Origin of the sequence: Fulvitalea axinellae, assembly GCF_036492835.1 — a bacterium.
Classification (GTDB): Bacteria; Bacteroidota; Bacteroidia; order Cytophagales; family Cyclobacteriaceae; genus Fulvitalea; species Fulvitalea axinellae.
Genome location: NZ_AP025314.1, coordinates 4479594 through 4502755, shown reverse-complemented (window position 1 = coordinate 4502755; position 23162 = coordinate 4479594). Strand labels below are relative to the sequence as shown.

Here is a 23162-nt window from a genome sequence, read left to right as displayed (position 1 = left end):
CTATTACACCAAACCATAAATTTTCCGAAAAAAAATGGCTGACGCAGAAGGAATCATTGAAGGTAAGGGCTTTGGTATTGGCCAAGCCGTAGAAACCGGATCTTTCCACCTCAAGGGACTTCAGAACATGGACTGGGGAACCAAAAACAGAATCTCAAGAATCTTTAAGGAAGACGGCAAGACTGTCATGCTGGCTTTCGACCACGGTTACATCATGGGGCCTACCTCCGGTTTGGAGCGTCTGGATCTCAGCATCGTGCCGTTGATCAAGTACGCTGACTCGTTGATGTGTACTCGCGGAGCTATCCGTAGCGTAGTGCCTCCGACAACCGACAAGCCGATTTGTTTCCGCTTTTCGGCCGGTACCACTATCCTCGGCGAACTTAACGACGAGTGCATTCTCGACATCGAGGAAGCAGTACGCTTGAACGCTTCCACTATGGCCGTAATGGTTTCAGTAGGAGGAAAGTACGAGGCTACTACCGTTCGCAACCTTACCAAAACCGCTGACTACGGTGCGAAGCACGGTATTCCGGTAATGGGTGTGACTGCCGTAGGCAAAGAGCTCGTTCGCGACGCTCGTTACCTCTCTATGGCTTCGCGTGTATGTGCCGAGAACGGCTCGACTATCGTGAAGACTTACTACTGTGAGAAGGACTTCGAAAAAGTGGTTAACTCTTGCCCAGTGCCGATCGTAATCGCTGGTGGTAAGAAGTTGCCGGAGCGCGACGCTCTTGCGTTGGCTTACAATGCCATCAACGACGGTGCTGCCGGTGTAGACATGGGACGTAACGTATTCCAGTCTGAATGCCCTGAGGCTATGATCCAAGTTGTTGGAGACGTTGTACACAACGGATTCACTGTTGATCAGGCTTATGAGAAGTTCAACGATCTGAAGGCTGAACTCGAAGCGGTAAACGCATAAGAAATTAGCTAGTTCTTTTATTGAAAAGGGGACAGGAACGGTACATACCGTCTTGTCCCTTTCTTTTATTTTTTAGGCTTTGGCTTTCTTGCCTCTCCACTTTTTGATTCCGAAAATCACTCCGAGGGCTAACAGGAAAAACGGCCAGAGTTGGGTAAGAACTAGGAAAAACGAGAGCATGTTCTCCCAACCGTCTACGAAGCTTTCTCCGAACTTACTCCACCATCCTGGCTCAGCGCCTGCGACCAATTCATGACGTTTGTAGAACTCGAAGGTTATGGTGGAAAAGCCAACCCGGTCATTGAGGTAGCGAAGCCTGCCTTCCGTCGATTCAATATCGGAACGTAGCTTTTCGATTTCTCTCTCGATTTCCAGAATGTTTTTGATCGTCTTGGCCTTATCCAACAGGGCGATATAACGTTGCTCCAGCGCCTTTTTGGTTTTTAGCCTTGCGCTTAGATCGAGAAACTCCTCGGTCACGTCTTTTACCCTGATCTCATTGCGGTCAAAAGACTCGACTCCCGAAGTGACTTGGGAAATGAAAGGATCGAATTTTTCGGATGGGATTCTGGCTGTTAACGTGACGGAAGACCGATAATCGTTTTTGTGGCTGGTCTCTGAGGAAATATATCCGTTTGCCTGAGTCACGGCATTATGAATTCTCTTGGAACTGGCTCTAACATCTTTGGTTTCAAATTTAAGAGAGCCTGTTTTTATCAGCTTTTGCGTATTTATACGTTTAGTCTTGGCTTGCGGAATCGTCTCTTCGGACATTTCGGCGCCCATTTCTGATGAAGCCATGCTTCTGGCTTCGGGGCTTATTGAAATCGCTTTTGTCTCAGCGATGTTCTGCTCAGATGCCCTTCCGCATGCGATTGTTCCAAAAAGGAAGAGGTATAGAGCCGCTAGGCGTAGTCGATTATTCGTCATAATGAAAAATAAGATCTCGTTAAAAAACTAGTCAGAATAGAAGTCAAAAAAGTTAATTGGCCGGACTTATCCAAAAATGAAAAAAGGATTGACCATATAACTAGGCCAATCCCCTCTATTTTTTATGCCTTTGGAATAGGCTTTCGGTTATTTATCGTCTTTTGGAAAAGGAACACCTCCTTTAAGCAAAGCTTCGCCGTAACCTTGCGAAACAAGGCGCTGGATATATTTTCCGATGATATCGAACTCCAAGTTGATAGTGTCGCCGGCTTTGAGCGTTTTGAAGTTGGTGTTTTCGTGGGTGTAAGGGATAATGGTGACGGTGAATTTCCCTTTTTCGCAATTGAAAACCGTCAGGCTGGTGCCGTTAATGCAAACCGATCCTTTCTCAACCAGAAAATGTCCTTCGGCCTCGAAGTCGTATTCGAAATCGTAGATCCAGCTTCCGTCAAGTTCCTGTACACGTACGCACTTGCCGGTTTGGTCTACGTGGCCTTGTACAATGTGTCCGTCGAAACGGCCGTTGGCGGGCATGGCGCGCTCAAGGTTCACCAAGTCGCCGGCATTGAGCTTGCCGAGGTTGGTCTTCTTGAGCGTTTCGTCCACGGCGGTTACGCTGGTTACGTTACCTTCGATCGATGTTACGGTCAGGCAGACGCCATTGTGGGCCAAACTTTCGTCTACGCTGAGTTCCGGAGCCAGATCAGACTCCACTTTGAATATCTTGTTGGTACCGTCAGTTTCTACGGACTTGATGGTGCCGAGTGTTTCTATAATTCCGGTAAACATATGTTTTGGTATTAGATATCAGGTCTAAGGTGTCTGGTATTAGGTAATTAGTACGGAACGTACAGGTCTTGGTTTAGGTATTTGCCTTTCTGATTTTACCTAATACCTCATACCAAATACCGAAACTCATTAATTCGACTGTGGCCGTGGCCTTGTCGGTTGTTTGCTGAGCATCCGGAGGCTTGTTTCCAGAATTTCGCCCATATTACGGCAACGGTCAAAGCTGCTGTCGGCGTAAATTTCGGAAAGTTCGGTCCTGAGTGTGAGGGCGTGTTCCGGAGGTGCGACGGTATCTCGTTTCATAATTTGGATAAGAGACTTTTGCCGGATTTTGGAGGCCGCCACCCGTTTGGCTATCCGCATCCGTTCCTCCTTTTGGTATTGCAGTTCCAGTTCTGGTTGCATATGCTTGAGTCCGATTTTAATGATCGGGTTGTTCTGCTTGAAGAACTGGGGCATGTAGATGGCCCGCCGACCTTCGTAACTCTGTTGGTCAAAGTCGATGGCGCGGATCCGGTAGTGGATTTCGTCGAAGTCGGGGATTACTTCCACCACGAAGTTGGACGAGTGCATATCGCCCAGCAGGCGGACAAAACAGCGCTCGTTGAACTTGACGAATTCTTTGGCCAGACGGATTTCGTTGAGCCAAGGCGTGTCAAGATGTTGGGTGATAAACTGGTCGCCGGGAATGCCTTGGATGTGTTCTTCCACAAGAGTGTCCTCGTTGACCAGAAAGTTCATGGTATTGGGGGAAAGCAAGTGTTCCAACTCCAGACCGTATACCCTTGAAGCGTCTACTTTTTTAATATAAAAGTAGTCGAAAAGGTCATTGATCTTGTTGACCATCCGGATACGGAAAGGCCGGGTATTGCCGTAAATGCACAGATCGATCCGCTCCACGTAAAGGTGGTCGATGACGCTAACGTCGCCACCGGTTTTGAGCGTGGCGTAAATGGACTTAAGCCCGCTGTGGATACGGTCCATCTCAAGCGGGTGGTAAAGGACGGTTTCCCAAAGGGTGTCCTCGTTATGCTTGTCGTAGAGCGTCATGGAGCTGTCGAACTCTAGAAGATCCTCGTAACGTAGCGGTAAGGCGTTGCCCCGGTTGTATTTAAGCAAGTACTCGCGGAGTTCGTTGCCTATGGGATAGATTGTTTTCTTTTTGCTGATTATAGCCATTTCTTATTCCCCCTAAGACAAATATAAGGAGAGATTCCTGCCGATAGGCTGACTTAGGCCACTGTTTCGGAGATAATCTTGCGCCAGGTCTCCCGTCCGGCCATCCATTCGGTTTGAATGCCGGGGCGGAATTTTCCGTTTTCGACATAAGATACAAACTCGGCAAGATCGTAACCGCCGAGCCTTTTGGCGATGCCTCCCGCTTCGGCGTCCACGGCGTTGCAGGCCTGTTCGTATTGGCCTTCGGTCGGGATTAGGCCGATGGGCTTGCCGGCGAGATGGGCTTCGCAGACTGTTTCGAAACCTGCGGTGGAGATCACGCCACGGCAACGGCGCAGATGATCGAGGAATTTTTTGCGGCTAAGGGGATGGAAATACAGGCCGGGCCGGGCTTCCCAAATATCGTTTTGGCCACGGCGGTCCCAGAAGCAGTGGGCCACGGTGCCGGGCGGGCATTTGTCAAAAGAGGTGATTAGGTCTTCGGCGTATCCGTCATTAACCATATAAGCCAAGTAAAACCCGTCGTCTTGGTGATTTTTTGGTTTGATATCCTGAAGTAGCGGAGGCACCACCGCCGTATTGCCGAAGTGGTTCGGCAGATAAGGGCGGTAGGAAAGGGCCCAGCGGGTTTCGGCTTTGGCGGCCATGATTTCGCAACATAATTTTAGCAGATGACGTTCCATGGTCCTGCCTGGGGCAAAGGGAAATTCGGGGTGGAAAGCCAAGTAGGATCTGTGTGTGGCAATAAAGTGGTGTTGCCTAGGGACAAGTGCATGGTAGATTCCCGTCAGGAAATCGTGAAAATTGATAACGTAATCGGGTTGGGCATTGTGGATGAGCTTTCGCATTTTGACCAAACTTACGATAAACGTGGGCAGGAGAAGCAGGTTGTAGCCGATGGAAGCGAAAACCCGGATTTTCTTGTTGTTCTTGTCGGCCACGAAGTTGGGGCTGGCCAATTCTCGGACAGGAACGCCGAAAGCTTTGCGGAAATAGGCCGGCAGTTTGCGACGACGGCTCTTGGAGGCCATGACACACACCACTTGGTGGCCGGCTTCTTCGAGCAGTTCTCGCAGAGCAAGGGCTTGTGTCATATGGCCACGTCCTTCGGTTTGGACGCAAAACATGAATCTACGGGCTTTCATTTATCGCGTAGCGTTGTGGTATCGGAAGATTAAAATCAGGTGTTTTTGGCTGGGAACCAAATCAGGGAAGTTATTTGTGGATGAAGGATAGGTTAATGGAGGTGGTTGTCGCGGTGTTCCTATGGCGACCTATCCAAGATCTTTGAGGGATTTGTATAGAGCCTGAACTCGCTCTTTGTTGGTTTTCTTCATAACCAATTCGGATGGCGAAGCTCCCATGGCCCGGATGTAAGATTCGATGATCAGGGCGCGGGTTTCGCTTTTGCCATTGTATTCGGATATAAGGAAAAAGAGTTCCTTGATAAGGTCGAGGCGGTGGTTATGCCTGCCTTTGGTGGTCTCGTCGGGCGAGCCCCAGCCGAGGTCGCGGATTTTCTGCACGCCATAGCGGACGATATACATGCCGCCTTCTATACCGCTGGCGGCGATATTAAGGCCAAGGCCGGCGGGGGCCGAAACACCCGTAAGGATAACGATGTTGCCAACAATTCGGATAGTGTCGGCGGTAAGGTGGACGCATTCGCTGATGATGCGGTCGCGGTTTACGTCCATCAGTTCGTCGGCCAAGTCGATCTCCCGCGCGTGTTCCCAGTGTTCCGCTTCTATAGCTTCGGGTTTTAAGTGCAGTTTTTCTTTTAGCAGTTTTTCCCTGAAATCTTCCCTGTAAGTGACAAGATAAAGTACCCCGTCATTCAATTCGCCTTCGTCGGAAAGCAGACGGTCTAGCAGGGGATCGCTGCCGTGTTGTTCGATAAGCCATTTTTTGCGCCGTCTCATGACCAAGTAATTCCGGATGTCTTTGGCTAATATGAAAGAACGACGTGCGATTTCGATGGCAGAGACGACAATACCAAGGATCGGAACGGCGGAGGAAACGGCGGGAGTGGCTTTGCCCGCTATGCTCATCACATTACGGGTGAGCTCGATGACGCCTTTGGAGCTCTTGGCCAGTTCTTTTGCCCTTTCGAAACCGTGCTCGACAATCGTCTCCAGATCATGCTCGGCTTCGGTATCGATTAATTCCTTTATTTGCGTAACGCTTCCTTTGATAAACGCCAGTCCGTTAGTCAGGGTATCTACAATGGAAGTTACGCTACCCGTGATTTCGCTTATGGAGCTGGAAAGAGTTTCGGCATTAATGGCCTCGTCGATTTCCTGAACCTCTTCGCCGATAAGCTTGAAAGTGTCGTCGGTTTTGGCAAGGCTTCCGCCGAGTTTGTCCACCATTTCCGGATCCACCGTACGGAGCGCTCTTTGGAGTTTGCGAATCCTGTGAATGGTACGGGGATGTTCGGTTTTGATCAACTCGCCGTCGATCAGGTATTCATCTTTGTCGGTTTTGGTAAAGGTGGCTTTTGGATCGTAGGGTTCTTCTTCCTCCTCTTCAACGGTATCGCCGTATTTCTCCCTGCTTTCGCTAAGTAAATCGAGCCAATATTTTTTGAGTATCGCCTGTTTGTTTTTCTGGATAAAGGCCAGTTTCTCCCGCTCGTCTCCGGCCATCAGCTCGGCAGCCTCTTCCAGACCGGCCATCGCGTGCGCAGCCCTTTCCTGGCTGAGCATATACATCACCACGGAACTGTACATTGTGGAGAAGCGCCCTTGGTCATCGGCAGAGCTAAGGATATCTTTCATTAGGGCTTCTCGCCAAGTAATTTTTTCAGCGGCGTGGCGGAAGCGCTCCAGTGGCGTTAGGGTTGCGGGAGCCTTTGGAGGATCAAGGCGTGTTTCGACTCCGGGCGTAATCAACTCACCACGGGCACCTCTGGACATGGTGCGCGGAATAAGGGAATTTCGACCCCAAACAGTCAGGCCCGAGGAAACCCTTCTTGGGAGAGCCTCCTCGCCCCGGAGTGGGTTTTCCGTACCTCCAAGAGACGTGAATTGAGCTCCTGGGAAAAATAGACCGCGCCAAGCGCTGGTGGAGGTCGCCAAAGCGTTAGCGAAATGGAGGTGAGGAGGATACATCGTAAGCCAATCACTTTGGCCCGGACGTTCGCCTTTCACTAATTTTTCGCCCAGATAATCACAATGGCTTAAGCCCACAGGATAGCTTAACGCTACATCACCATATGTTCCCTCAAGTTTGTCCTCGGGATGTGCCTTTACCACACCCCGCATCTCGGGGTGCATATTCATTTTGGAATAGGACAGTTCGTAGCGTTTGTCCGACGAAGGTTTTTTGGGGCTAACAGCGATTGTGGCTCCGCCAGCTCGCTCAATGTCTTTGGTGCGGGCTCCGTAGAAATCCAGGCCTACTAGAGGACGCAACAATTGCCTTCCCTCGCCGGAGCGTGTAAGATGCGCCATCATGGACATGGCGTGCATGGCTAGTTTCAGCTCAGGGGAGGGAAGTCCTTCCGCCTCCGCTGATTGGCGAATAATGGCGCCGGGGCTATGACCGTTGATTTTGAAAGGTAGCTCGTCAGAGGTTAGGCAAGTCCAGAGGAAATTGACATCCTCTACCCTGACATCATAAAACTGTTCGCCTTTAACTCCTATATTTTCAAAATACTCCTGATATCGGGTGAATTCCGGAATCCAGACAGGGACTCCGCTTCTTACTATGTCTCGAATCAGGGTTTGGTGCTCTTGTTCCACATCATCGAGCAGGATCCCCACCGATTTCAGCAAACGGGCCTCCGAACTTTCCCGTTTGCTGAATGAAACGGGGTGTTCACGATGCCAACGATAGGCAAGCATCCGAATTTCATACAAAATCTGGAATGCCAAGGTGTAATAGGCCGTGACGGGAGTGAAGGTGTCCTGAACGTCCGTGGCTCGTTTCTCCATCAGCATACGTTCCCTTGCGGCCTCGTTTGCGGGTGGCTTTGTATGAGGATGCTCTGTATTAACTTCTTCGCCTGACGAATCTCCGCTTCCTTCTAGCCCACCAACCCCTCCTGCCATTAAAACATCAGGGGGAATAGTTTCTTCCACAAAGTCATAGCCTAAATCAAGTAGGCGTTCGGCCATCGTAGAGGTTTCGGGACTCAGGTCTTTTTGGTTGGCTTTCCATTGTTCGTACTCCCGTTTTGCCTCTTTCCACCTATGCGTCAGGGTTTCGATATTTTGAGACCTGAGTAACGCGTGGTAATCGTGGAGAAGACGTTCGATTCTCGGGAGTTGCGGATGCCCGCTGTTACGGAAAGACACCCGTGTGCTTTGGAGAAACTCCTGGGGCGTCATCAAGCATTGGACGGGCGGTTCGTTAGGGGCGGACACAGGCATGCGTGAGGCTCCGTTTTTTCCGGCCCCGTTTTGTTTGGGTTTGTCGCTGTGGTCCCTTTTATTGGTGAACATCCGCAATGCTTTGGCTCAACTTTTCGGAGTGGCAAAATGCTTACCAATGACAGCGAATGGTGGAAACTAAAACGCCGAACCCTTTTCGAGTTCGGCGTTTTGTGTAAGTCTGGGCTGATTTTAAGCGATTTCCAAAGTTACGGGGCAGTGGTCTGAGTGCTTGGCTTCGGGGAGAATGCTAGCGCCCGTAACAAGGTCTTTTATCGGTTCGGCTACCATCAGGTAGTCGATGCGCCAGCCTTTGTTGCGTTCGCGGGAGCGGGCCCGGTAGCTCCACCACGAATAATTATCGGGTTCGTCTGGATGGAAAATGCGGAAGCTGTCCACAAATCCGCTTTCCAAGAAGGCGGTAACCCATTCGCGTTCTTCGGGCAGAAAACCGGAAGTTTTCTGGTTTTGCTTCGGATTATGGATGTCGATCTCGGTATGGCAGATATTGTAGTCGCCACAGATTATGAGGTTCGGAATCTCTTTTTTCAGCCCGTCGACATATTTTTGGAAATCGGCGAGCCATTGCATTTTGAAATCCTGACGGTGATCGCCGCTGGATCCCGAAGGCATGTAGACATTCATGACGGAAAAGCCGTCGTAGTCCGCACGGATTACCCGGCCCTCGTTATCGTAGGCTTCCATGCCGCAACCGTATTCCACGTGTTTTGGCTCTTGTTTGGCGAAGAGCGCCACGCCGCTGTAGCCTTTCTTTTGGGCGGAGTGCCAGTAGCTTTTGTAACCGAGATTTTCCAATTCGGAAAGATCCACTTGATCCTGCGTGGCTTTGGTTTCCTGCAGGCAGAGCAAGTCGGGTTTGGCTTCGGCGACCCAGTCGTTGAAGCCTTTGCGGATGGCCGCCCGGATGCCGTTGACGTTGTAGGAGATGATTTTCATAAGGCTAATGTGTGGGGAGAGTTAAAAAGGGGAAAACGGCCCGGTCTTGGCGCCGGGCTGTTTCACGATATCGGATTCGGTTCAGAATTCGAGACCGATCTCTTTTTCGAAATATTCCATAACATGCATCTTAAGGACTTTCTCCTGGTCAAGCATATCGAAATGCGGAAGTTTTTTGACGGCCTTCCAGTGTGGCCAACCGTCTTGGTCCGTTCCCTCAAGCTCGTAATAGCCCGAGTAGCTGAGCACTTTGCAAATGGCGATGTGCATCAAGTCCTGTTTTTCCTCTTTGGAAAAATTGGCGGAGTTGCCGGTACCAAGCTCCTGGATTCCTATCAGGAAAAGTACGGCTTGCAGGTCCTTGGGCTTTTTCCCCACCAGTTTTTCGATCTGAAGAGTCAGGGAACTCCATCGCCGGGCGAATTCCAGATCTTTTTTAATCATCGCTTTGGCGTTCTTCCAATGCTTCCCAGTATTCCACGGCACGGCGAAGGTGAGGGATCACGATAGTTCCGCCGATTAGATTGGCGATGGAGAACACTTCGAAAACCTCTTTTCGGCTTGCGCCAACTTCCATGCATTTGCCTAGATGGTAGCGTACGCAATCGTCGCAACGCATAACCATACTGCAGGCCAAACCTATCAATTCCTTGGATTTCACGTCTAGGGCGCCTTCGGCGAAAGCGTTTGTGTCCAAGTTGAAAATCCTTTTCAGGACCTTGTTGTCCGCACTTAGAATCTTCTCGTTCATCTTGGCGCGGTATTCGTTGAATTCGTCTATCGGATTCATAATCAATGTTCTGTTCTAGGGTTGTCCCGTTCAGGGACAGTATTCGGAACGCAAATCTACGCTATGTTGGGAAAATACGCCAGTGGCTTGGGCGAAGCTTTGATTGCTTTATTCTATCCGCCTATTTGTATAGGTTGCGGAGATGTCTTGACTTCGGGTGAACGTTGCGTCTGTTTACCGTGCTCCATGGACCTTCCAAGTTTGGATTTTCGGGAAAGCGACCTTCTTGTGAGGGAGCGTTTGCCCGAATGTCCGCAGATGCTGAGGGGTACGGCCTTATATCGTTACCGTAAGGGCGGAAAGGTTCGGAAGCTTGTACGGACGATGAAATATAGCGGGCGATATGATTTGGGTCGTTTCTTCGGAAGAGAATTAGGCAAAAAGCTTCAGCGGGAAGGTTGTGGTCCAGAACTGATAATTCCGGTTCCCGTACACCGAAAAAGACTCAAAGAGCGGGGTTATAACCAAAGTTATTGGATAGCGTTGGGCATTGCCGATGTTCTGGACACCAAAGTTCTGGAGCATGGTCTTTTAAGAACGGCCTACACCGATTCTCAGGTGAGAAAAGGCAGGATGGAGCGTTTTGCAAACCTGAAAGGTAATATTAAAGTAGCCGATCGCGAATTTATACAAAACAGAGAGGTACTTTTGGTTGATGATGTGTTGACCACGGGAGCCACACTAACCGAATGCGGGAAGGCTTTGCTCGAAGCCGGCGTCAAAAGCCTGTCAATTGGCGTAATCGGTGTGGCAGGAGACTGATTTTCAGTTCCGGATCCACTTCCAAAGCGTGGCGTACCCGACTTTCGATCCTCGTGTAAGAATACCTATTCTGTAGATTTTTCCGGCAATCCAGATCGTTCCCGTAAACGTGGCGCAGAGAATCACGAAGGATAAGACAACCTGCCACATTGGCGGGCCGAAAGGCATCCGGGCGATCATGATAATCGGGGAAGTCAAGGGAAAAAGCGATAACGTAAGGGAGAGGTTGCCGTGTGGTTCGCGCAATACTCCCGCCAGACTAACCAAGCCAAGAATCAGCGGAATGGTGATGGGCAAAGTGAACTGTTGGGTGTCAGTATCCGTATCCGAAGCCGAGCCAACGGCGGCGAACAGCGCGGCGTAAAGCAGGTAACCGCCCATCCCGAAAAGTAAGAAAACGAGCGTAAGCCCGGGAATATCAATGCCGGCTAGGGTTTGCCAAACGCCGTTTGCGCCCGCCATGGCCATCATTCCGCCGGAATTGGCTTGGCTTTCCGATCCGATATAGCCGGAAATAAAGAAGGTAATGACCGAAGAAAGCACAAACCACAAGGCCAATTGCGTAAGTACCGTGGCGGCTACGCCCAATACTTTCCCCATCATCATCTGGAACGGCTTGACGGTAGCGACGAGAACCTCGGCCACGCGGCTTTCCTTCTCTTCCTTTACGCCCCGCAACACTTGGGAAGCGTAAGCCAGAATCAGCATATAAATCAGAAAAGCCAAGATATACGACACGCCGGCGGTTACGGCGGAATTGTCTCGGCGTTGGTTGCCGGCTTTGTTAAGCCTGAATGTCGAGATCTTGACGGGCGGATTCAGCTTCTTGATTACGTCCGCACCAAAGCCGAGGGAAGCTAGCTGGTGGGCGTGTAAGATCTCCTGCATTTGTTCCCTGATATTTTCTTTTACTCCAAGTCCCAAACCGGTTTCCGTCAATAACTGAATGACTTCCGGCTTTGCGGGATCAATATCCGGGATAAAGAGAAAACCTTGGGCGGCGTTGGAATGGAGCAGTTCCTTGCCGGCGGCTTTGTCGGCGCCGGTGTAGATAAACTGCGTTTCGTCGGAGTTATGGAATTTACCGGAGAAAATACCGCTGTCGTCGGAGATGGCGATGATCGCTTTACGCTCGTTCCCTTCGGTGGAAAGCCAAATCGGCACCAACCAGAGCAGGGCGAAAAGCACCGGCCCGAGCAAGGACATTACGACAAAAGACTTTTTGCGAACGCGGGCCAAGTATTCCCTCCGGACGATCAGCAGTGTTTTCATGGTATTTCTTCAGGGATTAATCGAAAATCAAACAAAGTTTAGGCTCCACAACAGCGTTTGTATTTCTTTCCGCTACCGCAGGGGCAGGGCGAATTTCTGCCGGGCTTTATCACTTTGTCTTCGGAAAGGTCGCGGGTGTCGGCCATGTTTTGCATAAAGATGCGCTCCATATTCCGGTATAGTTCGGGATGTTTTTTCTTCAGTAGCTTCGGGCGTTCGAAAAAATATTCGCTGGCCACGGTCAGAAACTCCACTTTGTCGGTGGCGCCGTAGGGGTTGATGTCGGATTCGTTGTCGTTGATTTCCGCCATCTTCTTGTGGGCCAAATCAAGCCACGGCAAAGCGAATTTCTTGTCCATCAAAGCTTCCGGAATTCCGTCGATCTGTCCGTCGGCTTTGTCGATCAGGTGAACGAACTCGTGGATTCCGACATTGGCTTTGTCTTCCTCGTTGTCGAATCCCGTATGCAGGGCTACTTTTGACAGCAGGACTTTTCCTTCAATAGGGCCGTTGCCCACCATTCCCTGTACCGCTCCGGCGCCGTCTTCGGTTTGGTAAGACGAGAGCGGTCCGGGATACAGCAAGACTTCCTTTAGGCCGGGATAAGTCCAATCCGGAAATCCGAAAACGGGGATAATGGCGCTGGACGCCACAAGTAGGCGATCCTCGTCATTGATAGCCGTCTCTACGCCCGTAACCTTGGTTAGGGCCAAAAACTCCTGGATTCGTTTTTCGAAATTCGGTCGTTGGTTTTCGGGGAGGTTTTTATAAAAAAGAACCTTGTTCAGTAGAAATTTCCGCCAAGTTTCGGGAAAGGGTTTACTGGTTGCTTTTTGTTTTTTTCGTTTGGTTTTTCCATAAAAATAAAACCAAATGCCCCACATCGCCATTGCGAAGAGGCCTAGAAAAATAAGACTTTGACTCATAAGGTATAGATGTTTTTGCCAAACGTAATAAGGAACGCCGAACGGGGCAAGTCTGGACGAAGCTTTATCGAAAAGAGCTTGGCGTGCGGGAGTTTTTCGGCCGAATTGGGCTCCGCAACAAGAATCCTGTTGTTTGAGACGCTTTTTTAGGAAGAAAATGGGAACCAAAGATATGTTTACCGCAGTCATACGGCCGGATTGGGGCCGTTACGTTATTTTTCGGAACGCGAAAACGTTGATGGACAATGGATGGAAAATTGATCAGGAAAGGGAAAAGACTTTTTGTTCTTGTGCTTATGGTATTGGCGGGAGCCTCTTGCCAAGCCAAGACGGACCCGGTGGCCACGCTCAAGGGCGACGTAATGACGATAGCCAACGGCAAAGCGGAATTTGTTTTTCGTTGGAACGGCGGAGATCCCGTACCCGTGTCGGTACGGAAGGGTGACGCTTTTATGGAATTTCGCAAAAGCGGAAAGAACCCTTCGGGCCTTCAGGTTTCCGGATTTCAAGGAAAAATGACAGGCGGGAAGTTTTCCGTCAAAATGATAAAAAACCAGCCGGGTATAAACGACCATTTGGCCGTGACGGCCGAAGGGAAAATCGGCAAACTTGGCGTGCGTCGCGTATATCGCCTTTATCCTGAAGCTTCGGCTTTGCTTTGCGATTTTTATTTGAAAGGGCAGGGAACGAAAAAAGCTTTGGCTTCGGTAACCGCCGACGGTGGGCCGACAGGAGTTGAGAATCCGAAAGCCTCGAAGAGTAAGCACGCAGGCTCGTTTTCCGCATTGTTCGATATTCCCGGAAGTAGTCTGAATATGCGTTCCGTAAAATTCTACGGCGCTACGGACCACAACGACAACTTGGTGGAGGAACGAGATATCCTCGCTTACAAGACGGTGAAACTCCACGGAAATTTGTTGTTGGTACGCAACAAGGTGGAAGGGAAAGGCATTTTCATTTACAAAAAATCCCCGCTTAGGGAAGCCGATTATGACAATCCCGGCTATGACTTTTTGGTGGGCCGTACCCAAGTGAAAGTGGCCGGTTTGGGCGTGCCTTCAGCCGGGCTTTCCGCCAAGCGTTGGTCAAAAGGCTACGGCGTGGTGTTTGGCTTGGCCGATTCCGATTCGGAGCTGGATATGCTTTTGGCTTTGCGCGATTACCAGAAGGCCGAGCGCTTCTATAACGCCGCCGACTACGATATGGTGATGATGAACACTTGGGGCGACCGCTCGCGTGATTCAAGAATGAACGAGAAGTTTATCCTCGCCGAGCTTGAGAAATGCAAGAAATTGGGCATTACGCATTTTCAGCTTGACGACGGTTGGCAAAAAGGCCTCTCGCACAATTCGTCGGTGAAGGGCGGAAACAAGTCTTGGGACAAATGGAGCGTGGACGATTGGACTCCGCATCCGGAGCGCTTTCCGAACGGTTTTGAGCCGGTAGTGAAAAAAGCGAAAGCGCTTGGCGTACGTCTCGGACTTTGGTTCAACGCTTCGAGCAAAGACAATTACGCCACTTGGGAAAACGACGCCGATATTCTGATCGGTTTGTACAAGAAGCACGGCGTCCGTTATTTCAAAATTGACGGCATGATGATCAGCTCCAAAAAGGGAGAGGAAAACTTTATGTGCTTCTTTAATAAAGTGGTGGAGGAAACGAACGGCGAGGTGATTTTCAATATGGACGTGACGGCCGGCAAGCGTTTCGGCTACCATGTGCTGGACGGGAACAGCAATATCTTCCTCGAAAACCGCTACACCGACTGGACCAATTACTTCCCGCACCGCACTTTGCGCAACCTCTGGACTTTGAGCCGTTACTTCCCGCCGGAAGGACTTCAGGTTGAGTTTTTGAATAAATGGCGCAACGCCAAAAAGTACGGCGACAATCCGCTGGCTCCGTCCAATATTCCTTTCGATTACTGCTTCGCTACCACCATGATGGGCCAGCCTTTGGCTTGGTTCGAGGCGTCGGGACTTCCGGCCGAGGCGATGCCGGTGGCCAAAACCATCAAGGCCTATAATAAGGAAAGCGCGGATATCCATGCCGGCGCCGTATTGCCGATTGGCGAAGAGCCGAGCGGAACGGGCTGGACGGGTTTCCAAAGTATCGCCGACCAGCGTACGGGCTACGTGTTGGTAATGCGCGAGTTTAACGACAAAGGCGAGGAGTATGTGAAAACTTGGCTACCGGAAGGCAAGAGCGTGAAATTCGAAGCGGTGTTGGGTGCCGGCAAAAGCTTCGAGGCCGTGGCCGAGCGCAACGGCGAGGTGCGTTTCGCATTGCCGAAGGCGCATAGCTTTGCGTTGTACCGCTATAAGGTGTCGAATTAAATCAAGCTGATAAGCGTTTGCCGATAGGCTGAAAAAAGCTCCGGGGTTTAGCCTTCGGGGCTTTTTTCTTTTGATAAGATGGTAAAAAAATAAGGCCTAGGCTGTCATTACCTAGGCCACTGAACGAAATGAGCACATTTTGTTCTGTCAGGTGGAATCTTCAGCCTTGTCGGCTTTATATGAATGTCTTTTCTTCCGTGTTTGGCGGGATTTCTCCCGATTTTGCCTCGCTACTCTAGCTAAAACGCCGAGCCAGCATAACTTATTGTGCCAAAATTATACATTAATAATTATAATCATAATAAAGTTAAGCTTTAATATCTATCTAATTTAAAATATCACCAAAAAATATGTTTGTGAATCGGATTGTTTCTATGAGGACAAAAAGTAACTGATAATATATTTTAAAAACAATTAAGTTATTTTTTTAATAAAAAAAACAATAAATAAAGACAATAAGGTGGCTTTTAGTGCGTTAAAGTCCATTTGTGCGGAAAAATAACACTTACGAAACTACAGGTCAACTTATGAGTTTATAGCCTACCCCCCTTAAATTGATAATTTTGACTTTTGGATCCAACGCTAGTTTTTTCCGGAGCTTGGTGATGAAAACGTCCATACTTCGGGCATTGAAAAAGTGGTCGTCGCCCCAGAGTTCCATTAACACCTCTTTTCGTTCCAGCACCTCATTCTCCCTATCACAAAACATCTTGAGCATTTGGGCCTCTCTGTAGGACAGTTGTTGGGAATGATCGCCCAAGGTTAGGGATTGCTTCTTGAAATCGAAGGCGTATTTGCCAATTTGTCGGACGGCGGGTGTTTCCGTAACAGTGATTGGGTGTTTTTCGGCTCTCTTCAGCAGGTTCTCTACCCGGACAATCAGCTCTTCCATGCTGAAGGGTTTTTTCATATAATCGTCGCCACCGGCGGAGAAGCCGCTGAGTACGTCTTTGGTCTGCGTCTTTGCGCTGAGGAAGATGATGGGAAGGCTCTCGTTCCGTTTGCGGATCTTTTTGGCCAGGGCCAAACCGTCCAACTCGGGCATCATGATATCGAGTACGCAGGCGTCGGGCGTTTCGCGGAGAAATTCATCCCAGCCGTCAAGGCCGTTTTGGGCAAGGGTCACTTCAAAGTGCCGGGTTTCCAGACTGTCCTTTACTATTTGTCCCAATGTGGGCTCGTCCTCAACGTATAATAACCGGATCTTGCTCATATGCGGGTAGGGTTAGGTTAAACTGGGAGCCGACTCCTTTTGCGCTTTTTACGGAGATTTCCCAGCCGTGGGCGTTTACTATGGCCATTACTTGGTAAAGTCCCAAGCCGTAGCCCCGGGCGTGCTGTTGGTCGCCTTGCGGTATGCGGTAAAATTTATCGAAAATTCTGGACAAATGCCGTTCGTCCATGCCTACACCCTGATCGCGGACGCTTAATTTCAGGGTATTGTCGGCTGTAGCGGTAAGCGCGATGTCTATTTTCGGGTGGCCGTCGGAATACTTTACGGCATTTTCCAGTAGGTTCTGTAACACTACCGAAAACTGGAACGGATCGGCCAGCGCATGTGCGCCTTGCAGGCCGTTGGCGAAGTTTATTTCGGCGCGGTTGGTGGCCCTGAAGCTTTGCAGGTGTTTTTCTATAAATTGGGCCACATCCAAAGGTTCTTTTTCCAGCTTTAGTTCCCGTTTTTCTTCCAATGAAAGACGCATGATCTTATCCACCAACAGCGTCAGGCGTTTCATCTCCCTTTGTCCAGCGTCTAGATAACGAGTGGTTTTATCCGGATCATTCAGGGCGTCAAAATTCTTCATGGCTTCCAGAGCCGTTTGTGTGATGGCTATTGGAGTCTTTAGCTCGTGGGTCATATTGCCGATGAAATCGTCTTTGATTTCGGCCAAAGTTTTTTGTTGGTGGATCACTCGGAGCATCCATACCAGACAGGCCACCAAGGTGACGGTAAGCAGTACGGATGCTAAGACATTAAGGCTGATTTGGGAGATGATATGGCGCTGTTCGCCGGGAAAAGTGGCTTTTAAGTGTCTGTCACCGCCAAAGAGTGTGATCATGGTGCTGTATACCCGGTCGTATTGGCCGGAGTCCAGAGGTGTGCCGGCCAGCCAAGAGTCCGGTCCGCGATAGCCAAGGTGGTAATTCTTTGGTAGACCAAGACGCTCCACTTCTTGGCGGAATACCGAATCCATGGCGTCGAAACGCGAAGCGCCGTCTAAAGAGATAACTATAGCCTGTTGCATGCTTCCGTCTGGTGATGTGTCGCTGATTTTCAGTACATATCCAGCTCCCTTGTCCAATATACTGGTATCCTCATCCCGAAGGGTTACATTTAGGTCACCAGTACCCTGAGCCATTACCATTGCGCCTTTGTCCAGTTTCTCGATTTTTATTCTGGGGAAACGCCTGTGTACGGAATCGCCTTTTTTGAGTTTCCGTAACAGGATTTTCGGGTGTGTTCCGCTGGATGGGATTTTGAAGTGGTTAGTCGGAAGGCTGTCTTCTTTGGATTTCCACTCCCTCGTTATTCCCGTTTTTATATCCCGTTTAGGCAGAAGGTTGCGTTTAGGTAACAAACCCTTTTGGGGGAGCAAATTAGCGGAAGGGAATAGGTCTGCCGGGTTATGATTTCCCCAGTGCCAGGCCACGCCCGTTTTCAGTTCGCCGATGGCGGATTCCAGCCCGCTGTTGCCTGCCTTGGCCAGGGCGGCGTTCACGTCGGTGGCGAACTGCTCTTTGGTTTTGGCGTAGGCCTGCCAAAGCCAATGCGCCTGAAGCATAACAGTGCCCGAGATCACCAAAACGGCGAGGAAAATAAGCATGCGGAATTTTTTATCCATACCCAAAAGTACCTCATGGCCGAACCCTGCGCAAACGGCTTAACACTAAATAACAGAGCTTAACTCTGGCTAACCTTTTTTCCGGAGTAAACAGGACACTTTTGAGGTGTAAAACAAAAAAACGCAATTATGAAATCTAAAATCACCGTTCTGATTCTGTTTTCGGCATTTCTCAGCCTTAAAGCCACGGCGCAGACTATCAGCGTAAAGTACCAGCGCACACAAAAGCTCAATATAGAGTCGGCGAGTATGGACGATAGGACAAAAGAGAAGTTGATGAAAAGACTGAACAAGGGAGCCGAGTTTGAGCTGACCGTAAGCCGGATGCGGACGCTATACAAAGAGGCGCCCCGCAAAGAGGAAGAAGAGGTGTTGCACGAGGAAGGCGGTGGCCCGAGAATGCGTATCCGGATGTCGGGAAGCCGTGACACGCTGTATACTAATTTGGCTTCTAAGCAATACACCAACAAGGTGGGCTTTTTTGGGAAAGACTTCTTGATTGAGGACCAACTTCCGAAGTATGATTGGAAAATCACTACAGAGAAAAAGAAAATAGGCAAATACGATTGCGTAAAAGCCACGGCGATGGACGATGACAAGGAATTGGTGGCTTGGTATACGGAGGCTATCCCTTTGGGGGCCGGACCGGACATATTCGGAGGTTTGCCGGGATTGATATTGGAGCTGGAGCGTGGCCGCACTAAGTACATAGGCTTGGAAATATCGATTGGCAAGGAAAACACCGATCTGATAGAACCGTCGAAAGGAAAGCCGATCAACCAAAAAGACTTTGATAAGATGCGGGACAAAAAGCTGGACCTGATGCGCAAGAATATGCAGACGCAACAATCCGAAGGAAGACGGATGATTTTTATCCAAGCCCAGTAAACCCCGCTCGCTAAAAAGGCGCAAAACGACACTCCTCTATGAAAACAAGAATACTCTTTACCCTCCTTTTGGCGCTTGTGGCCTTGGGCGCCCGTGCCCAGCGCGTCGTTAGCGGTGCGGTCACGGACTCGGTGGGTGTGGCCTTGCCCGCCGCCAACGTGCAGATACTCCACGGAGCCGACAGCTCCACCGCCGCTTTTCAGACAACCGGCTCCGACGGCAAGTTTATGATAGCCTTGGAAAAGGATGGCGCATACCTGCTGAAGGTTAGCTATATGGGCTATAAGAATTTCAAAAAGCCCTTTAAGGTGGAAAATGGTAAGGCGCCTCAAGCTTTTAAGGTAAAACTGTTAGTGTCGGATTTCTTTCTGAATACCGTGGAGGTATCGGGCGAAGGTTTGGCCGCCCGGGTGACGCAAGACACCGTTCGCTATAATCTGAAAAAACTTACCGACGGCAGTGAGGAAAACCTCAGGGAGGTGTTGGAGAAGCTTCCGGGCATAGAGATAAACGAGGCCGGGAAGATTATGGCCAACGGAGAGCAGGTGGACAAACTGTTGGTGGAAGGCAAGGAGTTTTTCTCGGAGCAACACAGCTTGGCCACCGAAAATATCAGCGCCGAGATGGTGGACAGCGTGGCTTTGTATAACGATTACAAAGGCTTTGACCATCAGGGAGATTTTGAGACGGATAAAAAGACGGCGGTCAATATCGGGATAAAGGACGAATACAAAGGTAAATGGACGGGTAACGTATCGATGGCTGCGGGTGTGCGCGACAAATATGAGGGCAAGGCCAACCTGTTTAGCTTCCGGCGCGAGAGCCAGGTAGGGTTTATTGCCAACGCCAACAATACGGGCGAAAAGACGCTGACATTTCGGGACTTTATAGATATGCAGGGCGGTTTTGCCGCCATGATGGATGACAACAACCTAATCAGCATGGACGATATTCCGGACTTTGTAAACTGGGGCGACGGAGTGCGGAATCGGGAAGGGGCGACCGGGGCTTTGCATATGAACTTTTTCCCTTCGGAAAAACTGAGGGTAAACGCCTTGGGCCTACTTAACCGCACGACACAGGACCGGGAAGAGAATACCCTGACGCGATATATAGACGCCGGCGGCGCTACCGTAAACGATCGCCTACGGAGCCGGGGCAAATATTGGTTTGGCCATACGCTGGGCAAGTTGATATGGAAACCAGAGAAGGGCTCCGTATGGACATACCAGCTCTCTTACAGTCCCACAGCCAGCGAGAGTGATACGGACACCGACAACAACTTTAACGGCGAGGAAAGCGTGTACGCCGACGCCCGCGACGAGAATTCGTTTTCCTTGAAAAACGGACTGAAGTGGAACCGGCATATAGGCAAAGACCTGTTGCTGACCACCAAGGCGCATTACCTGCGTAGCCGAAGCGGATCGGATATGGACCTTTCGGGCAATAGGGAGTTCCTGAACCTCGATTTTGAGAACGGAGAATACCGCTACACGCAAGACAAAAGCATAGAAAAGGACGCTTGGGGAGCACAGACGGCTTTGGCCAAGCGGATGGGCGACTTTCTGCTCCGCGCCGAGGCGGGAGTGTCGGCGGAAAAGAACGAATTGCGACTGGAGCGGTCTACGAACTTAGACGGGACGCAGGGCGGAGAAGGCCCGGCTGTCTTTACGCTCAACTCCGCCCGTTATTTTTCGGGACTAAAGTTGTCGAACAACAAAAGCGACCTTGAATATTCTTTTGGCGCCAGGCTGAACTACCTGCGATTGGAGACCGGCGCCGAACAGTCAAGGCTATACCTTGAGCCCTTTGCGGACGCCTCGTACTCCTTCGGGCCTTCCCACCGCATAAGCACCGGATGGCGACGCGATAGCCCTTCGCCTAGTTTTGGCTGGTTGTCGCCGTACGCCGAGGCCCGGTCGTTTAGGTCCGTATACCGTGGCGGGCTCGATGCCGGGGCGTCCAGTCCGGCGCATACTGTTCGGGTATCATATTCCCTGTTCGACGGCTTTAACGGCATAGCCACCAACGCCGGACTGAACTACCGCCGGGCTGAGAATACGCCCGGGAGCCGTACGGCGCTTACCCGTCAGCTTAGCGAACTGAGCCCGGTATTCTTGCCGGGAGAGGAAAGCTTTGGCGGTAGGGCGAGTTTCTCCAAGGCCATGGAAAGCGTACCTTTCAAGCTGAGCTTTTCGGCGAACTTTAGCCTGCGCGACGGTTATAGCTACTGGCAAGGCGAGGAGAGGGCCACCGAAGCCGAGACTTACGGCGGGCGGACGAGCCTTCAGTCCATGTTCGGGACAGCCTTTAATTTTGAGCTGGCCTATGCCTATTCCCGTTCCGAGAACGAGGTGGAGGGTCAAGACCGTTCGGCGAGGCTGTATGGTCACCGGCCCTTGGTTAGCTTCCGCGGACAAGTGGCCAAAAGTCTGCGCTGGCGCGTAAAGTACGAGTACGGAATCTCCGATACCGGCGACCGGAAACTGGTAAACGAACTGCTAGACGCCAGCCTGCGCTACCACAAAAAGAAAAGCAAATGGGCGTATGAGTTGATAGCCAAAAACATACTGAACCTAAGCCGTACCCGACAACTCGAAAACCGCCAAGAGCAAAACTACTTTCTGACGCGCGCCTACAGCGCATTGCCGGGGTATATGGCCCTTCGGGTGAAATATAAACTTTAGGGTTGGAAAAAACGCGATTCTGATTTGTTTACCCATACGTACCCGGGACGCCTGACTGGCGACCCGGGTCATTTTTTTGCCAAAACACCTTATCTGTTACCCGTAACCCTATAACAGCCGACTCGAATAACCTTTTGGCTTCTGTGGCGAATGGATTGACCGCCGGGCAATCACATGGCTTTTTTCAGGCTGTTGACTTTTTGTGCCGCATGCCGGTTGTCAGGGTTCAGTTTTAGCGATTTCTTATAATCCCGCAATGCCTGTTTCTTGTCCCCGATAACTTCGTACGCTTCTCCCAAACTGTCAAAAGCATTCGCCGAATTGGGGTAGTTCTCCGTATTCAGAATAAAAAAATCCAGCGCTTTGAGCCGTTCCTTTTCGTTGGAGTTTCGGAGAAACATATAGCCGACTCTGTTCACTAGGGCTTCAGGCGGAGTGAAATTCCAGGATAGCCGTTGGGATAGCCCCTCAAAATGCCGGACCAGTTGCGCTTTGTCCTTGATGTCCCGATATGATATGCCATAGCCGTCGAAAATGGAGTTGATCCCCTGATAAAACGCGATAACGGGAACGGATCCGTGGTTCTCATTTTCGAAATAAGCCAACTTTCCGGGAAACTCGCCTTTGCATTTGCTGTTCAGGCTTTCGTACAGCCGTACGTGTCTGTCACGGTTTCTGATATTCCGCTTTCCCCAGTTGGCGGTGGCTATATAGATATACCTTTCGAAAGACCGTTCCGTTACGGCGTCCAGTTTTTTGTCCATAGTCTCGGCGTCCCAAGTGCCGAAACTCGGATCCACCGCGATAAAGGCTTTGAACAGGGTGTTTTCCTTCATATAGGTGTGCGTGGCCAACAAACCGCCCAAAGAATGCCCGAAAAGGATTCTGTAGGCTTCCGTCCTATATTTCTTGTCCAGCTCAGGGATCAATTCCTTTTCCAGAAAACCAAGGAACTTCTCACCGCCTCCGGTATCGTTCTTTCGTCTGGTTATGACTTTATCCGGCGTAAAATCCCTTCTCCTGTTTACGTTCCTTATCGCCACCACTATCATTTCGGGAATTTTTCTGTTGCCGTTGAACCCCGCTCCCATATAATTCGCCATGCCCGTGACGGACTTGAAGTGGGCGTGTCCATCCAGCAAGACCAAAACGGGATACCGCTTATGCGCCGTGCCCGTGCCGTGATACGACTCCGGAAGATTTACCCAGTACTCCCGCTCTTCGCCCAAAACTTTGGAATGGATGCGGTGCTTGGTGCCGATAGTGATTTGCTCATGGTCTTGCGGATAGGCAAAGCCATAAAGCGCCATCATAAGAATGAAAAGAATGGGGGCTTTGCGTGTTTTGCTGTTTGTCATACGACAGTCCTTTATGAGTTTGGGCAATTTCCTGCTCCCGCTACCCGATTCCCCGCATTGCCGATGATTGTTGAAAACGAAATGTTTAATTATTGGAAATATAAGGAAATCAGAACGGTAAATCCTCGTATACTCCTAGACAAA

The 23162-nt window shown here is 50.3% G+C and carries 18 protein-coding genes; 5 read left to right on the top strand and 13 right to left on the bottom strand.

Annotated elements, in window-relative coordinates; genetic code table 11:
- Positions 1–34 precede the first annotated feature (34 nt).
- Entirely contained in the window at positions 35–925 is an 891-nt protein-coding gene (gene lsrF / locus AABK39_RS17535) for a 3-hydroxy-5-phosphonooxypentane-2,4-dione thiolase (protein WP_338392610.1), read from the top strand.
- Positions 926–997: 72 nt separating this feature from the next.
- On the opposite strand, the gene AABK39_RS17530 is transcribed toward lsrF, so the two are convergent.
- The 8 genes from AABK39_RS17530 to AABK39_RS17495 form a co-directional block, all read right to left on the bottom strand.
- Positions 998–1855, bottom strand: a complete 858-nt coding sequence (locus AABK39_RS17530) for a DUF4349 domain-containing protein (RefSeq protein ID WP_338392609.1) — start codon at positions 1853–1855, stop codon at positions 998–1000.
- Positions 1856–2002: 147 nt separating this feature from the next.
- A complete protein-coding gene (locus tag AABK39_RS17525) occupies positions 2003–2644 on the bottom strand; it encodes a riboflavin synthase (protein WP_338392608.1) in 642 nt (213 codons plus the stop codon).
- A 129-nt stretch (positions 2645–2773) separates the two neighbouring features.
- Complete coding sequence (locus AABK39_RS17520) at positions 2774–3823, bottom strand: hypothetical protein (RefSeq protein ID WP_338392607.1); 1050 nt, start codon at positions 3821–3823, stop codon at positions 2774–2776.
- Positions 3824–3876: 53 nt separating this feature from the next.
- Positions 3877–4917, bottom strand: coding sequence for a glycosyltransferase family protein (locus tag AABK39_RS17515; protein ID WP_338394702.1), 1041 nt, complete (start codon positions 4915–4917; stop codon positions 3877–3879).
- Between the two features lie 180 nt (positions 4918–5097).
- Positions 5098–8271, bottom strand: a complete 3174-nt coding sequence (locus AABK39_RS17510) for a hypothetical protein (protein WP_338392606.1) — start codon at positions 8269–8271, stop codon at positions 5098–5100.
- Between the two features lie 120 nt (positions 8272–8391).
- Positions 8392–9156 (bottom strand): exodeoxyribonuclease III, encoded by a 765-nt coding sequence (locus AABK39_RS17505; RefSeq protein ID WP_338392605.1) that lies wholly within the window; start codon positions 9154–9156, stop codon positions 8392–8394.
- A gap of 81 nt (positions 9157–9237) precedes the next feature.
- Positions 9238–9600, bottom strand: a complete 363-nt coding sequence (locus tag AABK39_RS17500) for a hypothetical protein (RefSeq protein WP_338392604.1) — start codon at positions 9598–9600, stop codon at positions 9238–9240.
- Complete coding sequence (locus AABK39_RS17495) at positions 9593–9946, bottom strand: carboxymuconolactone decarboxylase family protein (protein ID WP_338392603.1); 354 nt, start codon at positions 9944–9946, stop codon at positions 9593–9595. The genes AABK39_RS17500 and AABK39_RS17495 overlap by 8 nt, the downstream gene beginning before the upstream one ends.
- Before the next feature lie 63 nt (positions 9947–10009).
- Between AABK39_RS17495 and AABK39_RS17490 the strand changes: the two genes are divergently transcribed.
- Entirely contained in the window at positions 10010–10708 is a 699-nt protein-coding gene (locus tag AABK39_RS17490) for a ComF family protein (protein ID WP_338392602.1), read from the top strand.
- 3 nt (positions 10709–10711) lie between these two features.
- On the opposite strand, the gene AABK39_RS17485 is transcribed toward AABK39_RS17490, so the two are convergent.
- The gene (locus tag AABK39_RS17485; protein WP_338392601.1) at positions 10712–11980 is read right to left on the bottom strand and encodes an ABC transporter permease; all 1269 of its coding nucleotides are present in this window, start codon (positions 11978–11980) and stop codon (positions 10712–10714) included.
- Positions 11981–12018: 38 nt separating this feature from the next.
- Positions 12019–12906 (bottom strand): zinc-dependent peptidase, encoded by an 888-nt coding sequence (locus AABK39_RS17480; RefSeq protein ID WP_338392600.1) that lies wholly within the window; start codon positions 12904–12906, stop codon positions 12019–12021.
- 245 nt (positions 12907–13151) lie between these two features.
- On the opposite strand from AABK39_RS17480, the gene AABK39_RS17475 reads away from it, so the two are divergent.
- Entirely contained in the window at positions 13152–15242 is a 2091-nt protein-coding gene (locus tag AABK39_RS17475; RefSeq protein ID WP_338392599.1) for an alpha-galactosidase, read from the top strand.
- 520 nt (positions 15243–15762) lie between these two features.
- On the opposite strand, the gene AABK39_RS17470 is transcribed toward AABK39_RS17475, so the two are convergent.
- Both AABK39_RS17470 and AABK39_RS17465 read right to left on the bottom strand, forming a co-directional pair.
- On the bottom strand, positions 15763–16455 hold the full coding sequence (locus tag AABK39_RS17470; RefSeq protein WP_338392598.1) for a response regulator transcription factor: 693 nt from the start codon (positions 16453–16455) through the stop codon (positions 15763–15765).
- On the bottom strand, positions 16427–18067 hold the full coding sequence (locus AABK39_RS17465) for a sensor histidine kinase (RefSeq protein WP_338392597.1): 1641 nt from the start codon (positions 18065–18067) through the stop codon (positions 16427–16429). Before AABK39_RS17465 ends, AABK39_RS17470 begins: the two co-directional genes overlap by 29 nt.
- Before the next feature lie 147 nt (positions 18068–18214).
- On the opposite strand from AABK39_RS17465, the gene AABK39_RS17460 reads away from it, so the two are divergent.
- Both AABK39_RS17460 and AABK39_RS17455 read left to right on the top strand, forming a co-directional pair.
- Positions 18215–18973, top strand: a complete 759-nt coding sequence (locus AABK39_RS17460) for a GLPGLI family protein (protein WP_338392596.1) — start codon at positions 18215–18217, stop codon at positions 18971–18973.
- 38 nt (positions 18974–19011) lie between these two features.
- A complete protein-coding gene (locus AABK39_RS17455; RefSeq protein ID WP_338392595.1) occupies positions 19012–21660 on the top strand; it encodes a carboxypeptidase regulatory-like domain-containing protein in 2649 nt (882 codons plus the stop codon).
- A 170-nt stretch (positions 21661–21830) separates the two neighbouring features.
- On the opposite strand, the gene AABK39_RS17450 is transcribed toward AABK39_RS17455, so the two are convergent.
- On the bottom strand, positions 21831–23018 hold the full coding sequence (locus AABK39_RS17450; RefSeq protein ID WP_338392594.1) for an alpha/beta hydrolase-fold protein: 1188 nt from the start codon (positions 23016–23018) through the stop codon (positions 21831–21833).
- Positions 23019–23162: the final 144 nt, after the last annotated feature.